This window comes from Rhodopila globiformis, assembly GCF_002937115.1.
GTDB classification, from domain to species: Bacteria; Pseudomonadota; Alphaproteobacteria; order Acetobacterales; family Acetobacteraceae; genus Rhodopila; species Rhodopila globiformis.
In genome coordinates this window covers 1-15157 of the sequence record NZ_NHRY01000067.1, presented here as the reverse complement: position 1 = coordinate 15157, position 15157 = coordinate 1, and the positions used below count along the sequence as shown (strand labels likewise).

At 65.9% G+C, this 15157-nt stretch carries 14 protein-coding genes; 11 read left to right on the top strand and 3 right to left on the bottom strand.

The genetic code is table 11. From position 1 onward, the window contains the following. Positions 1-95: 95 nt before the first annotated feature. The 4 genes from CCS01_RS06645 (at position 96) to CCS01_RS06630 (ending at position 5642) form a co-directional block, all read left to right on the top strand. Positions 96-947, top strand: coding sequence for a phosphogluconate dehydrogenase C-terminal domain-containing protein (locus CCS01_RS06645; RefSeq protein ID WP_104518045.1), 852 nt, complete (start codon positions 96-98; stop codon positions 945-947). Between the two features lie 42 nt (positions 948-989). Then, complete coding sequence (locus CCS01_RS06640) at positions 990-2030, top strand: ABC transporter substrate-binding protein (RefSeq protein WP_104518044.1); 1041 nt, start codon at positions 990-992, stop codon at positions 2028-2030. 160 nt (positions 2031-2190) lie between these two features. Beyond that, a complete protein-coding gene (locus tag CCS01_RS06635; protein ID WP_204848161.1) occupies positions 2191-4641 on the top strand; it encodes an ATP-binding cassette domain-containing protein in 2451 nt (816 codons plus the stop codon). Next, the gene (locus CCS01_RS06630) at positions 4638-5642 is read left to right on the top strand and encodes an ABC transporter permease (protein WP_104518042.1); all 1005 of its coding nucleotides are present in this window, start codon (positions 4638-4640) and stop codon (positions 5640-5642) included. Before CCS01_RS06635 ends, CCS01_RS06630 begins: the two co-directional genes overlap by 4 nt. 53 nt (positions 5643-5695) lie before the next feature. Here the strand turns inward: CCS01_RS06630 and nanR are convergent, their stop codons facing one another. Continuing rightward, a complete protein-coding gene (nanR, locus tag CCS01_RS06625; RefSeq protein WP_104518041.1) occupies positions 5696-6424 on the bottom strand; it encodes a transcriptional regulator NanR in 729 nt (242 codons plus the stop codon). Between the two features lie 384 nt (positions 6425-6808). On the opposite strand from nanR, the gene CCS01_RS06620 reads away from it, so the two are divergent. From CCS01_RS06620 to CCS01_RS06590, 7 genes are all read left to right on the top strand, one after another. Next, positions 6809-8128, top strand: coding sequence for an aromatic ring-hydroxylating oxygenase subunit alpha (locus CCS01_RS06620; protein WP_104518040.1), 1320 nt, complete (start codon positions 6809-6811; stop codon positions 8126-8128). A gap of 59 nt (positions 8129-8187) precedes the next feature. After that, the gene (locus CCS01_RS06615) at positions 8188-8700 is read left to right on the top strand and encodes an aromatic-ring-hydroxylating dioxygenase subunit beta (RefSeq protein WP_170114623.1); all 513 of its coding nucleotides are present in this window, start codon (positions 8188-8190) and stop codon (positions 8698-8700) included. A gap of 19 nt (positions 8701-8719) precedes the next feature. Next, positions 8720-9298 (top strand): Rieske 2Fe-2S domain-containing protein, encoded by a 579-nt coding sequence (locus tag CCS01_RS06610; RefSeq protein ID WP_104518038.1) that lies wholly within the window; start codon positions 8720-8722, stop codon positions 9296-9298. Between the two features lie 55 nt (positions 9299-9353). Continuing rightward, the gene (locus CCS01_RS06605) at positions 9354-10391 is read left to right on the top strand and encodes a class III extradiol ring-cleavage dioxygenase family protein (protein WP_104518037.1); all 1038 of its coding nucleotides are present in this window, start codon (positions 9354-9356) and stop codon (positions 10389-10391) included. 38 nt (positions 10392-10429) lie between these two features. Further along, complete coding sequence (locus tag CCS01_RS06600) at positions 10430-11242, top strand: SDR family NAD(P)-dependent oxidoreductase (RefSeq protein ID WP_204848160.1); 813 nt, start codon at positions 10430-10432, stop codon at positions 11240-11242. Positions 11243-11333: 91 nt separating this feature from the next. Then, positions 11334-11786, top strand: a complete 453-nt coding sequence (locus CCS01_RS06595) for a VOC family protein (RefSeq protein WP_104518036.1) — start codon at positions 11334-11336, stop codon at positions 11784-11786. 64 nt (positions 11787-11850) lie between these two features. Beyond that, entirely contained in the window at positions 11851-13044 is a 1194-nt protein-coding gene (locus CCS01_RS06590) for an enolase C-terminal domain-like protein (protein ID WP_104518035.1), read from the top strand. 39 nt (positions 13045-13083) lie between these two features. Here CCS01_RS06590 and CCS01_RS06585 read toward each other — a convergent pair whose 3' ends face one another. Further along, positions 13084-13782 (bottom strand): endonuclease III domain-containing protein, encoded by a 699-nt coding sequence (locus CCS01_RS06585; RefSeq protein WP_193540113.1) that lies wholly within the window; start codon positions 13780-13782, stop codon positions 13084-13086. 372 nt (positions 13783-14154) lie between these two features. Next, a complete protein-coding gene (locus tag CCS01_RS06580) occupies positions 14155-14943 on the bottom strand; it encodes a glucose 1-dehydrogenase (RefSeq protein ID WP_104518034.1) in 789 nt (262 codons plus the stop codon). Positions 14944-15157: the final 214 nt, after the last annotated feature.

Genomic DNA, 15157 nt, shown 5'->3' with positions numbered 1-15157 from the left:
GAGCCTTCGCTCAACGGCGGGCAGACGGCGGCAAGATTTATTCCGGCTGCGTGAAATCCAGCGGCCGATCGGCTTGACAGAAGGAGGACGACAGAATGACGAAGATCGCGCTTCTCGGTGCAGGCGGCAAAATGGGGGTACGCCTCGCAACGAATCTGCGCGGTTCACGCTTCGCGGTGGACCACGTGGAGGTATCGGAAGAAGGCCGTCGGCGGCTGCATGATGCGATTGGCGTCGCGTGCGTCGGCCTGGAACGCGCGCTGGCGGCGGCCGACGTCATCGTGCTCGCGGTGCCGGATCGCCTGATCGGCAAGGTTGCGCACGATATCATCGGCCAGGTGAAGCAGGGCGCGGCGCTGATCGTGCTCGATGCGGCGGCGCCCTATGGCGGCGAAATGCCCGATCGCACGGATGTCACGTATTTCGTCACGCATCCGTGCCATCCGCCGATCTTCAACGATGAGACGACGGAAGCTGCGAAGAAGGATTTCTTCGGCGGCATCACGGCCAAACAGAACATCGTCTGCGCGCTGATGCAGGGGCCGGAGGAGCATTATGCGCTGTGCGAGGAAATCGCACGGACGATCTACAAGCCGGTGATGCGCGCGCATCGCTGCACGGTCGAGCAGATCGCCATGCTGGAACCCGCGCTTTCGGAAACGGTCGGCATTACCATGTGCCTCGCTCTGCGCGAGGCTGTCGATGAAGTGACGCGCCGTGGTGTTGATCGCCAGGCGGCAACGGATTTTCTTATGGGCCATCTGACGATCGGGCTTTCGATCGCGTTCAACGTTTTCCCTGAAGGCCGGTTCTCGGATGGCGCGCTGTACGCGATCGAGAAGGCCAGGCCGCAGATTTTCCGCGATGGCTGGCTCGAGCGGGTGTTCGACAAGCAGGCGGTGATGCAGTCCGTGCGCGAGATCTGCCATCCGCCCAAGGCGACCTGAACCCGGCCGCCTGCAACATCATAAAGGGAAGGAAACAACTTCATGAAGAAATCGGTGTTGCCCATCTGTGCTTTGCTGACAGGCACGTCAGCCGCGCTGCCTGGGGCCGCGCCGGCGCAGGCCGCGTCGGACAAGCCGGTGATCGCGCTTTCGAATGCCTATTACGGCAATACATGGCGCCACCAGATGGTCGAGGCGTTCGACGCGGCGGCGAAACAGGCGAAGGCCGAGGGCAAGATCGCCGACTACATCGTGCTGAACGGCGACGGCTCGGTGAACCAGCAGATGAGCCAGATGGCCGACCTGATCCTCAAGCACGTGGACGCCATCGCCATCGACGCCGCCTCGGAAACGGCCCTGAACGGCGTGGTGCAGAAGGCGTGCCATGCCGGCATCAAAGTAATTGCCTTTGATTCCATCCTGTCCGCGCCATGCGCCCACACGCTCAACTTCGATTTCTTCAATTACCAGGCCGAGGCGACCGAATGGATCGCCAACAAGCTCCACGACAAGGGAAATGTCGTGGTCGTGCGCGGCGTCAAAGGTTCCGCGCCTGATCACGATATGTACGAAGGGCAGATGAGCGTACTGAAGAAGCACCCGGAGATGAAGGTGGTGGCCACGGTCTATGGCATGGCCACCACCTCGGTGGCGCAGTCCGCGGTCGCCAATGTGCTGCCGAGTCTGCCGCATGTCGATGCGGTACTCGACCAGGGCGGCGGCGACGACTTCGGCATCGCGCAGGCGTTCACGCAGTCCGGCGGATATGCCACCAACCTGCCGATCATCGAGGGCGGCGGCAGTTCCAACTTCATCCACTGGTGGATCGACGAACATAAGAAGAACGGCTACGCAACAATATCGCTGAACACCACGCCGGGCATCGGCGGTGCGGCGTTCTGGTTGAGTTATGAAATCGTAAAGGGCGTGAAGCCGCCGAAGAAGGACATGATCATGCCGGTCGCTCGGGTGAGCGAGCAGAACCTGATGGACTTCGCCAACCTCGCTCCCGGCCTGATCGTGAGCCCATCCTATTCCGAAGAGTGGGTGGTCGCAAACCTGATCAAGGGCGAGAAGGAGTAGCGGGGGGCTGTCACCGGGACCACTCCGGCGACGGACACCCAGTCAGTCTGATAAAGAAAAGAAAGCCGACTGAACGAACGTCGGCCGATCGAGGAGGAGTCCCGGAATGGCGCAAGCGGCGCAGCGGTTGCACGATGATCCGATGCAGAGGGGCGGTCGCTTGTATCGTGAACCTCCGCCGGAGGAGGTGCAACCCGTCGTCCGCCTGCGCGGTATCGGCAAGTCGTTCGGACCGACGCGCGCCAACGATGCGATCGACCTCGCCATTGCACCTGGCGAGGTCGTCGGTCTTGTCGGCGCCAACGGCGCGGGCAAGAGCACGCTGATGCGCGTCATCTGCGGCCTCGTGCAACCGGACGAAGGCAGCTTCGAGATCGCGGGAGAAACGATCGACTTCACGCACTATTCGCCGAACGCGGCGCTCGCGCGCGGCATCCGCATTGTGCATCAGGAACTTTCGCTCTGCGCCAACCTGACGGTCACCGAGAACTTCATGCTGGAGGAGCCGGCGCCGCCGCTCGCCCCGGCGTCGGGCTGGCGCAGCCGATTCCGCGAGCGCGCCCGCCGGGAAACCGAGGAGATATTTCCCGGCGTCGGGCTGCGGCTCGACGCCCGGGTCGAGGAGCTGCGGATCGGCCAGCGTCAGGTGGTGGAAATCTCGCGCGCCGCCGCCACCGGGAATTTGCGGCTCCTGGTGCTGGACGAGCCGACCTCGTCACTGGATGCCGGACGCAGTGGGCATTTGCGCGAATGGGTGCGCAACGGCGCGGCCAAGGGTGCCGCGTTCATTTTCATCAGCCACAAGCTGCATGAAATCCTCGACGTCGCAACCCGTGTGGTAGTCATGCGCAATGGGCGCGTGGTCTGGGACGGCGCGGCCGAACGAACCAGCGTGGCGACGCTGGTGGAGCAGATGGGGGGCCACCCGCCGGCCGTCCCCGCTGGCAGCGCCCCTGTCGCGCGCCAGGCCGAAAATGCCGCCCCACCGCTTGTGACCGTTGCGGGCGTGGCGGCTGGCCTGAATTTCCGCGCAGGTGAAATCATCGGTCTTGCCGGTCTCGACGGCAACGGCCAGCGCCCGTTCCTGCACGCCGTGCGGCGGGCCGGCCGGCGCGGGGTCGCGGTCGCTGGCATAAGCTGCGCGGCGGAGCCAGGCTTCGTTTCCGGCGACCGGCGCGGCGAGGGCGTGTTTCCGCTTTGGTCCGTGCTCGAAAATATCGTCGTCGGCGGGTCCGTCAGGCGAAACCTGCTCGGCATCGTCTCCGCAACCAAGGAACGCCGGACGGTCGATCCGCTGCTGGACCGATTGCGCATCGTCGGCTCACGGCTCGATGCCAACATCCTTGAACTCAGCGGCGGCAACCAGCAGAAGACGCTGGTCGCGCGAGCGTTGATGCACGGCTCGCGGATTCTGCTGCTCGACGACCCGACCCGCGGCGTGGATGTCGAGACCAAGCAGGAATTCTACCGCCTGGTGCGCGAGATCGCTGCCGAGGGCGCGCTGGTGATCTGGTACAGCACCGAGGATGCCGAGCTTCTGGAGTGTTCGCGCGTGCTGGTATTCCGGGACGGTCAGGTGACCCGGGAACTGCGCGGCGGCGAAATCAGCGAAGAGGCGATCGTTGCCTGTTCGTTCATCGAACCGGGTGGGGCCGGCGCGCGTGGTTCGCAGGCCCATGCCGGGCCGTCTTTTGTTTCGAGACTGGTGCAGTTCGCGCCCGCCGGCAGCCTTGTTGTGCTGCTGGTGGCGATGGTGGCGCTGAATCCGGAGACTGCCACGCCGTTTGGCGCCGATCTGCTGCTGTCGGCCGCGGTTCCGGTGGTGCTGGTGGCGTTGGGGCAGATGTTCTTCATTGGCGGCAGCGAGATCGATCTCGGCATCGGGCCGTTCGCGGGGCTGGTCAGCGTGCTGAGCGCAACGCTTCTCGTTGCGCAACCGTTCTTGGGCGGGTTGGCGATCCTGCTGGCGCTGGCGGTCTATGCCGCGATGGGGCTGCTGATCGAGCTGCGCCGGATGCCGTCCATCGTAGTGACGCTTGGCGCCTCGTTCGTGTGGACCGGCTGCGGCTACATGCTGCAGCCGACGCCGGGCGGCAGCAGCCCGGCCTGGCTCACCGCGGCGTTTAACTGGAACGTTCCGGATCTGCCGACATCGGTGGCGCTGATCGTGATCGCAGGTATCGTTGCGGTTCTGATCGACCGCACCCGCGCCGGCGTCGTGCTGCGCGGCTTCGGCAACGATGCCCGCGCGCTGCGGCAACTTGGCTGGTCGGCGGCAGCGTTCGCCATGCTGCGCTACGCCATCGCCGGCTGCTTCGCCGCTGCTGCCGGCTTTTCGCTGACCGCCATCAATACCGCGAGCGACATCAACGCTGGGAACGCCTACACACTGCTTTCGATTGCCGCGGTGGTCATCGGCGGCTGCGAACTGCTGGGCGGCAGCACCGCGCCAGTGGGGGTTGTGTGCGGTGCCGTAACACTTTCGCTGATAGGCGCGCTGCTCGGACTGATGGGCATAAGCACCGATTACAACGCCGCGGTGCAGGGCCTGCTGCTGCTGGCGATCCTGGGCGTGCGCGGCGCAATCCGCTTGCGGGAGGCGCGGGCATGAGCGGCTTCCATCACTGGGCGGAGCGCAACCGCTGGGTCTGGTCGGCGCTGGGCGTTCTGCTGCTCTGGCTGCTGCTGGACGTGCTGACGGCGCGGCTGACGCTCGCCAACCTGTCGGGCGTGGCACAGTCGGCGGCGTTCCTGGTGCTGCCCGCGGTTGGCCAGATGTTCGTGGTGACAACGGGGCGGGGGAATATCGACCTGTCGATTCCGTCCACCATTACGCTGTCGGCCTTCCTGTCGATGAATATCATTGCAGGATCGAACTCGATGCTGCCGGTTGGACTTGCGGCGGTGCTCGCCGCGGGGCTTGCGATCGGGGCAGCGAATGCGTTCCTCGTGCTGCGGCTGCGCATTCCGGCAATGATCGCGACGCTTGGCGTGGGATACATCCTTGCCACCGGCGCGCTGCTCGCCAACCGGCAGTTCACCACCTACACCGTCAGCAGCGCGTTGTCGTTCGTTGCCAACCAACGTATCGCAGGCGTTCCGGTCGTGCTGATCCTGGCCGTGCTGGCCGTTGCAGTTGCATCCTTTGTCATGCGCCGCACCGTCTATGGCCGGCTGCTGACAGCGGTGGGGCAGAGCCTGCCGGCGGCGGAACTGTCCGGCGTTCGCTCGGGCAAGATCGTTAGTATCGCATTCCTGATCAGCGGCGCGCTGGCGGCGCTGGACGGCATGCTGCTGGCGGCCCACGCAGGCGGCGCGTTCCTCGAGGTCGGCACGCCGTACCTGCTGGATTCCATTGCCGCGGTCGTGCTCGGCGGCACGCTGATCGCGGGCGGCGGCGCGACCGCGCTGGGCGTGCTGAGCGGTGCGTTCCTGCTCGTGCTGATCGTCACCACGATCCAGGTCGCCGGCCTGTCGATCGGCATGCAGGAACTGGTCGAGGGTGTGATCGTCGTGCTGGTCCTGGCGCTGTCGAGCGGTGGCGGACGGACGCGGCCGATGCGGAACCGGCCGGGCTTTCCGCGGATATTGCGGCGGGCAGGCACAAGGTAGGTTGCGCGTCCGTGCCTGCGTTTCGTACGCAATGTCATCAGACTGGGATTGCCCTACAGCGCCTTTTCCAGAACCTGTGGCGGGGACGAATAGAGCGGGCCCGCCCGATACAAATGGCTGCGCATGGCGCTCGCGGCACGCTCGGGGTCGCGTGCCGCGATGGCGTCGAGTATGCTGCGATGTTCCACGAGCGTGACATCGCGGCTCTTGCGATGCAGCAGGCCGGAATGAAACCGGCTGAGCCATTGCAGCATCGCCCCGCTGACCGCTTCGAACACCGGGTTGCGCGTCACCGTCGCGATCGTCGTGTGAAATTCCATATCGGCCGCAACGAACGCCGCGGTGTCGGTCTGCAGCAGGCATTTCTGGGCGTTCAGCGCGGCTTCCAGACGGGCGATGTCCTCCGGTTCCGCATGGCGCGCGGCTTCCGCGGCCATGCCGACCTCGAAAAACTCACGCGCCTGCTTCAGGTGTTCGAGCGATTGCGGCGACATGGTCAGCAAATGGCGCGCGGCGCCGTCGATCTGCTGGATCACGTCGGCGGCGGTGGGCTGTAGCACGCGGGCCCGCTCGCCATGGGAAATCGCAACCAGGCCACGGTTGCCGAGGGCCTGCAGGGCCTCGCGCACCGCCGGACGGCCCACGCCATAGGTGGTCATGAGTTCGCGCTCGGACGGTAGTTGCGCTCCGGGCGGATATTCGCCGCTCTCGATGGCTTGCAGCAGCCGGGCGAGCACTTCGTCAGACAGTTTGCGGCGAACGATCTTCTGGTTTTCAGGCATTCTCGGATTCAGTTGGTCAGCGGCGAGATCGTTCGGATGTCATACCAGACGCACAAGACCCCCGTGGGGTCCGGCGCTGAGTATCAGGCACACCCGAAGATATCATGTCATCATACCACCATTTCGGACAGGCGCAAGCCGATCGGCTCGCGTGCTTCCGGACGCGGGATGCGCGGGGCCGGGCGATCAATGCCCGGCCAATGCGGCGGCTCGCTTGACAGCGTCACGGATCAACGGAATGGTCCCATCAACCAAAAGGCGGAACCGCCGGACTGACCCGATTGCGCCGGCATCAGCGGATTCCGGCACCGGGCGAAGCCCGGGGCAACGGACAACCGTCATCCTGCGAGGGCCGCCACATCGAACCCGGGAGGAGACACAGCCATGCCGGATGGAAGCCAGGCCGCCAGGCTGATCATCGATGATCGCGAGGACGGAATTTTCCGCGTCCACCGCAGCGTCTTCATCGATCCCCATATCCTCGACCGGGAACGCGCGGCGGTCTTCGACAAAAGCTGGCTGTTCGCGGGTCACGTCTCGGAACTGCCGAAGCCCGGCGATTTCGTTACGCGCCGGGTGGGCGGGCGACCGGTGATCATCGCGCATGGCGACGACGGCGCGGTGCGCATTCTCATGAACACCTGCCGCCATCGCGGCAACCTGGTCTGTCGCGAGCACAAAGGCCGCGGCGCCGAAATGTTCCGCTGCTTCTACCACGGCTGGATCTACAACATCCGCGGCGAGCTCAAGGGCGTCCCGGGCGAGGAAGCCTACAGCGACGCCTTCGACCGCGACGCCCTGGGCCTGGAGCCCGCGCCGAGGATGCACATCCATCGCGGCTGCATCTTCGTCAGTTTCGATCCGGAAATCGAAAGCTTCGAGAGCTACATGCAGGACGCCCTGGCCGTCCTGGACAACACGCTCGACCTGGGCGACATGGAATTCGTCCAGGGGCAGTTCAAGTACGCGATGCGGGCCAACTGGAAATTGCTCGTCGAGAACAGCATGGATGGCTATCACGCCGCCTATACGCACGAGCGGTTCTTCTCGCAATGGATGCCCTCGGAAGGCATCGGCAACGGCTACCGCCCGCCGCCGCCTTCGCCGCCACCGAACGCCGATGGGACCAACGCGCGCTGGGGGACCTCCCCACTCGGTAACGGCCATGTAACGACACTGTACCCGAGCACTGAATCCCGCCCGCCGGTCTTCCAGCCCTATCTGGACAAATATGCGGCCGAGGCACTGAAAAAATCGCACGAGGCCCTGGTCAGCCGGCATGGCCCCGCGAGGGCGCGCATGATCGAGGGCGGCGCCGGCAATTACCTGATCTTTCCGAATCTGATGATCATCGATGGCTGGCGGGTCTTCCGCACATTCTATCCGACGAGCCCGGACTACATGGAAATCGACGGCTGGGCCTGCCTGCCCAGGGGGGAGCCTGCCGAACTGAGAAAAGCCAGGCTCGACTGGTATCTCGCATTCCAGGGCCCCGGCGGATTCGCAACGCCCGACGACGTCGAGGCGCTGGAAGGCTGCCAGATGGGCTTCGCGACGCACAGGGAAGTGGAATGGTCCGACATTTCCCGAGGCATGAAGGGCAATCGGTCGGGCGGCCCCAGCGAGCTGCAAATGCGGGTATTCTGGCGCGAGTGGCAGGCCCGAATGACCACGGGCCGGCACGCCGAATACACCGGGGACTAGAACAAATCGCCTGCGGCCTACGCAACGATCGGCGCCGCCGGCCTGGGAGGAAACCTGCCTTGGCAAACGACAACGCAGACCAACGGCACGACACGATATCGCGACAGCAGGTCGAGGATTTTCTGTTCGCGGAAGCGGATTTGCTGGATAACTGGCGGCTCGACGAGTGGCTCGGGCTGTTCGACCAGCAGCGGGGTGGCTACATCATGCCGACGACCGACCTGCCGGACGGCGATCCCAGCAGCGCGCTTTATCTCATTGCCGACGACATGCCGAAGCTGCGCTCTCGGGTGGAACAGCTTCTCGGCGGGCTGACCTGGGCGGAGAACCCAAGGTCGCGCACCCGCCACATGGTCAGCAACGTCCGCATCGCGGGACGCGAGGGAGAGGCCCTTCTGGTCAAGGCCAATTTTGTCGTCTTCCGCATGCGATTCCAGAACATCGACCCGTACGTCGGCGAGTATCATTACAAACTTATTCCCGGCAACGGCGGCTTCACGATCCTCGAGCGGCGCGTTGTCCTCGATCTCGAGGCCCTGCGGCCGCACGGCAAGGTGAGCTTCATCGTCTGATGCCGCGGGGAAACGCGCGTTGAGCTGGCTCACTGACAGACTGGCGAAGCTGATGCACGATCGGAACCAACCGGTCGAGGCCGTGGCACGCCAGCTTGGGATCGAACGCTCGCGGCTGGCCAGGATTCTCGACGGGGCGGCAGTCCCGAACGACAACCTCCTCAAGCGCCTCGCCCGGCACTTCAACGAGGAACCGGAGGCGTGGCTGGCGCAGGCCGGGCGGCAAGAGGCCGCGGCCACGCCTGCGCCCGATCCGCCGCGCGGCTTCATACGGGTCGCGGCGGTGGCGGACATACCCGCCGGCGGAATGAAAGTCGTGTGCAACGGTCTCGCCGTGGTGGCGAACGTGCAGGGCCGGTTTCATGCGTTCGGAAACCTCTGTCCCCACGCCGGCGGGCCGATCGGCGAGGGATTTCTTGAAGGCAGCGTCGTCGAGTGCCCATGGCATGCGGGCCAGTGGGACATCACCACCGGCCAGGCGCTGACGCCGATCGCCACGGCGGACATACCCGTGTTCGAAACCCGCGTCATCGACGAGGCGGTCGAGGTCAGGCTGGCGCCCGGCGTGCAGGCCCGGCCGGGAGGCGGCCAGGCGTAGGGACAGCTTCAGCCGACGCGGGAAAGGCGACGGCAGGTCAGGGAGGAATGGGTCCATGTCGGAAATTCTGGTGCTTGGCATCTCGCATTACCCGCCGCTGACGGGCCATGACGCGCGCATGGCGGCCATTCTGAAACGAATGCTGACGAACCCGAAGCTGCCGGCGCAACTGCGCACGCCGGCGGGCTGGCCGGCGGCAATGCGCGAGGAATGGGGACAGGATGAGGGCACGACCGCGGCCGCCCGCCACCGCGCGGCGCTTGTCGGCTGGATGGAGAAAGTCCGCGCGGCCCTCGATGATTTCAAACCGGACTTCGTGCTGATCTGGGGCGACGACCAGTACGAGAACTTCCGCGAGGATCTGATTCCGGCCTACAGCGTCGCTGCCTATGACGATTTCCGTTTCTCGCCGCCGACCGACAACGTCTGGGGGGAGACGGACCGGACCTACGAACTTCAGGGCAACCGCGTGGCGGGCAAGATGCTCGCGAGCCGTCTTCTCGAGGCGGGTTTCGATACCGCCTATTCCTACAAGCCGCTGCATCATCCGCTCGGCCATGCCTTCGCCAATGCGGTGCTTTATCTTGATTACGCGCGGCGCGGTTTCCCGTACCCGATCCTGCCGTTCGCCATCAATTGCTATGGCCGGAAAGTCGTTTCACAGCATGGGGGCATGCCAAAATTCGATACGCAACTGGCCGATGCCGATCTGGATCCGCCGGCGCCGATGCCGTGGCGGTTGTTCGACCTGGGGGCCGCGACTGCGCGCATCCTGGCGGACTCGCCCTATCGCGTGGCGCTGCTTGCGTCGTCAGGATGGTCACACGCGTTCCTTGTCGGGAAGCATCACTATCTCTATCCCGATACGCAAGCCGATCGGCTGATGTATGAACACCTGCGAAGCGGCAATTACGACGCCTGGCGCGCTTATCCCGGACAGGCGGTCGAGGACAGCGGGCAGCAGGAGATCCTGAACTGGATGTGCCTGGTCGGCGCGCTTCAGGCGCTGGGTCGCCGGCCGCAGAAACTGGGCTTCGTCGATACCTGGATCTTCAACTCGTCCAAGACATTTCTGATTGCGCCGCCATCCTGATCCGAGGGCAGCGCATCGCCAGCACGGGGTTCATTGCCATGTTGCACGATAAAGTCGCCCTGGTGACCGGAACGAGCCCGAATATCGGCGGCGGCCTCGCCGAAGCCCTGGCCGCGGCGGGCGCGGCGGTCGTCGCCGTAGACGCGCGCGCGGAGAATGCCGCGGACTGCGCCCGTGCCATCGAAAGCACGGGACGGCGGGCGATCGGGATCACCGCCGACGTGACGGACGAGGCGCAGGTCGAATCGGCAGTGGCGTCCGCGGTGGAAACGTTCGGCCGGATCGACATCCTTGTCAACAACGCGGCTTTCTTCAACCGGAAGGGTGTCCTGGACATGTCCTTTGCCGAGTGGGAACAGCAGACCAGGGTGATTCTCGGCGGCGCGTTCCTGTTCACCCGGCACGTTGCCAAGCGAATGATACAGTGTGGGACCGGTGGCGCCATCATCAACATCATTTCGACCGCGGGGCACCAGGGCGAGCCTGGCAACATTGCCTACTGCACCGCCAAGAGCGGGCTGCTGAACTTCACCCGCTCCGCCGCCATGGAACTGGTTCGATACGGCATCAGGGTGAACAGCCTTACGCCGACGGCGACCGATTCGTCGGAGTCGTTCGATCGCGCCGAGCGGTGGGGGCGCTCGGTCACGCGGCCGGAAGATTCCCTAGGGAGAATGGATCGCTTCCGCGCGCGCGTGCCGATGCAGCGCCTGCCGCGTCCCAGCGACTACGGCAAGGCCGCGGTCTTCCTGGCCTCCGATTCGGCCGCCATGATCACCGGGACGGATCTGCGCGTGGACGCCGGCGCCGTCGCCCGCTACTGGGCCTGGGACCCTGTCGCCGGCCTCTGACCCGGGGCGTGACGGCGTGGCCTCGTCCGCTGGAAATGCGCGGATGCAATGCCCATTTGCCGACTCACAGTCGCATATTCCGCGAGGTCCGATGTCCGAAGCCAGGAAAGCCCATGCCATCGGCGTGAATCACGTTGCGCTGGAGGTTGGCGACATTGACGAAGCGCTCGCCTTCTACGGGCGGCTGTTCGCGTTCAGGCTCCGCGGGAAGAGCGCCGACATGGCCTTCATCGACCTGGGCGACCAGTTTCTCGCGCTGCAGAAGGGGCGGCGCCAGCCGGCCGACGATGGGCGCCATTTCGGTCTGGTGGTCGATGACAGGGAGACGGTGCGCCAGGCGTTGATCGCGGCCGGGGTCGAGACGCTTCCGGGACCGTTCCTCGATTTCCGCGATCCGTGGGGCAACCGCATCGAGATCGTTGGCTACGACAACATCCAGTTCTCCAAGGCGCCGAACGTGCTGCAGGGCATGGGCCTGTCCCATCTTTCCAAGAACCCGCAGGCGATCAAGGAACTTGCCGACAAGGGCATGGCGGCGTCCTGACGGGTGGCGGCCAGGCCGTAGTCGCAACGAAAGGAACGTTATCGATGAAACCGACCAGGCCAGCATGAAGATCACCGCCGTCCGCCTGCGCAGGCTGCGCGGGACCATGCCGACATCCGCGCCGTTCTGGGAGGAGCGGCTGGTCCGGCCGATCGATATATATCCGGAATATCGCGCGCGGCAGGATTTTGAGGGCGGCGAGCAGCGCGCGGATGGGTTCGTCATCGAGACGTACTTCTTGCAGATCGAAACCGACGACGGGGTCATCGGCATTGCCGGCCCGGTGCCGGAGACTGTCGCGTTCTTCATCGGCCGCCGGTTGCGTCCCATGCTGCTGGGTCGCGACCCGATCGCGCACGAAATGCTGTGGGACCAGATGCATCGCCTGATGGTGCATGGCCGCCAGGGCGACGCGATGCTGGCGATCAGCGCCGTCGATTGCGCGCTGTGGGACCTGAAGGGGCGCTGGCTGGGGCAGCCCGTTTACAGGCTGCTGGGTGGCCCGACGCGGCCCTCGATCCCGGCTTATGCCAGCATGGTCGGCTTCGCCACCCAGGATTCCGGCCTGGTGCGCGAACGTGCGCTGGCATTCAAGGAACAGGGCTACACCGCGCAGAAATGGTTCTTCCGCCACGGCCCGATGAGCGGGCCCGACGGGATGCGCCGGAACGTTGCGCTCGTCCGCACGCTGCGCGAGGCGCTGGGCGAGGACGACGACATCATGCTGGATTGCTGGCAAGCGATGGAGCCGGGCTACGTCATCGATCTTGCTACGCGCATTGCGGAATTCCGGCCGCGCTGGCTGGAGGAATGCTGCATGCCGGATCGTATCGACAGTTACCGGCGGATCAAGGACAAGATCAGCATCCCGCTCGCAGGGGCCGAGCACGAGTACACGCGCTGGGGCTTCCGGCGGTTCATTGATGCCGGCGCGCTCGATATCCTGCAGCCCGACATCTACTGGTGCGGCGGCTTGTCGGAGACGCTGAAGATCGCGGCCTGCGCGACGGCGCATGACCTGATCACGATACCGCACGGGCACTCGACGCTGGCGGGCATTCATTTCTCGGTGACGCAGTCGCCGATCCACACGCCGTTTCAGGAATATCTTGTCAAATGGAACGATATCCACCAGCATTTCCTGGCCCATCCGGTCAGGCCGGACCGTGGCGAGATCCATCTGCCTGATCGCCCCGGGCTGGGTATGGATCTCGATCCTGACAGGATCGAGGCGGAGGAGGAGGCGTTCCCGCCGTAATGATCCCGGCGTTGTCCGCGGCGGCGTGGGCGGTGTGGCTCAGCGGTGGGTGCCCACGCCGATCTGGCGGCACATGGGCAGCAGGGGGCAGCGGGTGCAGTGTGGCCGTTCCCGGGTGCAGACGTGCTTGCCGAAGGGGACCAGCCGCTCGTTAATTTCTATCCAGTAACGCTCCGGCAGAACGGCCTGCAGCGCGGCCTGGGTGCGCTCGGGGGTAGAGACCGCCACGATCCCCCAACGGTTGGCGACGCGATGGACGTGGACGTCAACCGCGATCAGCGGCCGCCCGAGCGCGACGCCAAGCGCGAGCGCGGCGATTTTCGGGCCGACACCGCGGAAGGTCATCAGGCCCTCGGGCGTGTCTGGCGGCACGCCGGCAAATTCGTTCTCTATGCGTTGCGACAGCGCGCGGATGTCGCGAGCCTTCGGTTCGGGAAAGGTGACGCCGTGCAGCAGGCGCACCAGCGTGGGCTCGTCCAGGGACGCCATCGCCTCGGGCGTGCGGGCCGCGGCGAACAGGCGCAGGCAGACGGGAACCGTCGTCTCGTCGCGGGTGCGGCCTGAGACGAGGCTGGCCACGAGTTGCTCGAACACGCTGGCGTGGCCGCGATCGCGCAGCTCGAACATCGCGGCCTTGGGCAGATCGGTGACGGCGATGCGCAGGCGGCGGAACGCTTCGTCGAAGTCGAAGGGTTCCTTCCGTATCGTCAACGGGATGGTGCCCCGTGCGCGGTCCATGCCACCGGCCCGGCGCCTTCGGTCAGGCGCCGCCGATAGCCCGGATGATCTTTCCCGTTCCGCCGCAGTTCTCGCAGTTCCTGCCGCCGATACGACCTGATCCGGAACATTTCGGGCAGACATCCTCACCGCTTCCCGGTGTGCCGGGGGCAGCCTCGTCGCCCGGATTGAGCGGCCTTGAACCTGTTTCCGTCATGATCCACTCCCTTGGGTCCTGGAGCGCGTGCCTGTGACAGGGTTCCCGGCCGCGTCAGCCGTTGCCGGCACCCCGACGGACAACGTCGGCGCGGCCGGTTGGTTGCCACCCGTTGGGATCGGCAATGGCTGTCAGGTATCCGGCCCGCCGGCGAGGTGAGGAATATTTCTTTGTAGTCACGAGGCCCAGTTCTCCCGGAATTCGGCGTACAGGCTCAACCCCCCGTCCACATAAACCGTCTGCCCCGTAATATACCCCGCATCCGCCGACGCCAGGAACGCGAAGCACGCGGCCACCTCCTCCGCCGCCCCGCTCCGCCCCAGCGGAATGTGCCTGTCCACCGCCGCCCGCGCCCCCGCATCCCCCGTCCACGCCGCGTTCATCGGCGTCACCGTGGCGCCGGGTGCGACGGCGTTCACCCGGATGCCGCGCCCGGCGAACTCCAGCGCCAGGGTGCGGGTCACGTTGCCGATCGCGCCCTTGCTGGCGGCGTAGCCCAGGTAGCCCGGCTTGGGGATGGTCTCGTGCGCCGAGGAGGCGTTCAGCACCACGCCGCCGCTCCCCTGCGCCAGGAACTGCCGGATCGCGGCACGGGCGCACAGGACAGTGCCGCGCAGGTTCACCGCCAGCACGCGGTCGAAATCGTCCATCGCCAGGTGCTCGGACGGTGCCCGGAGCTGGATGCCGGCATTGTTGACCAGCACGTCCAGGCCGCCCAGCCGGGCGATCGCCGCCGCCATGAAGCGCGCCACCGCGGCCTCGTCCGCCACGTCGCCGGGCGCCGGCAGGTGGGGGCCGCTTGCCACCGGCGGCAGCGCGGCCAAGGCGGCTTGCAACGCCGGACCGTCGTCACGGTCGTTCAGCGCCACGCGCGCCCCTTCCTGCGCGAAGCGCCGCGCGGCCGCCAGGCCGATGCCTTGCGCCGCTCCCGTGACCAGCACCCGCAATCCGTCCAGTCCGCGCATCCTGTGGCTCCGCTGTCGTCGGCCGATCGGCACCCGACCCGATGGCGGGCGATCCCCGGCTGCGTCGAAGCCTACCTATTTTGGAGTCGCTGGAAGGACATCAATGCCCATCCGGCGCGCGGCCCGTGCCTCGGCCGAACACCACTGTCTGTTCGCCGCGCCTGGCGTACGGTCGCCAGCATGCCCCCTCTTCTCCGGCGCGTGTGGCCTCCAC

Excerpts from the sequence above, each read along its gene's own strand:
- CCS01_RS06645 (WP_104518045.1), top strand. The coding sequence starts at position 96 with ATGACGAAGATCGCGCTTCTCGGTGCAGGCGGCAAAATGGGGGTACGC.
- CCS01_RS06640 (WP_104518044.1), top strand. The coding sequence starts at position 990 with ATGAAGAAATCGGTGTTGCCCATCTGTGCTTTGCTGACAGGCACGTCA.
- CCS01_RS06630 (WP_104518042.1), top strand. The coding sequence starts at position 4,638 with ATGAGCGGCTTCCATCACTGGGCGGAGCGCAACCGCTGGGTCTGGTCG.
- nanR (WP_104518041.1), bottom strand. The coding sequence starts at position 6,424 with ATGCCTGAAAACCAGAAGATCGTTCGCCGCAAACTGTCTGACGAAGTG.
- CCS01_RS06620 (WP_104518040.1), top strand. The coding sequence starts at position 6,809 with ATGCCGGATGGAAGCCAGGCCGCCAGGCTGATCATCGATGATCGCGAG.
- CCS01_RS06605 (WP_104518037.1), top strand. The coding sequence starts at position 9,354 with ATGTCGGAAATTCTGGTGCTTGGCATCTCGCATTACCCGCCGCTGACG.
- CCS01_RS06600 (WP_204848160.1), top strand. The coding sequence starts at position 10,430 with ATGTTGCACGATAAAGTCGCCCTGGTGACCGGAACGAGCCCGAATATC.
- CCS01_RS06595 (WP_104518036.1), top strand. The coding sequence starts at position 11,334 with ATGTCCGAAGCCAGGAAAGCCCATGCCATCGGCGTGAATCACGTTGCG.
- CCS01_RS06590 (WP_104518035.1), top strand. The coding sequence starts at position 11,851 with ATGAAGATCACCGCCGTCCGCCTGCGCAGGCTGCGCGGGACCATGCCG.
- CCS01_RS06585 (WP_193540113.1), bottom strand. The coding sequence starts at position 13,782 with ATGGACCGCGCACGGGGCACCATCCCGTTGACGATACGGAAGGAACCC.
- CCS01_RS06580 (WP_104518034.1), bottom strand. The coding sequence starts at position 14,943 with ATGCGCGGACTGGACGGATTGCGGGTGCTGGTCACGGGAGCGGCGCAA.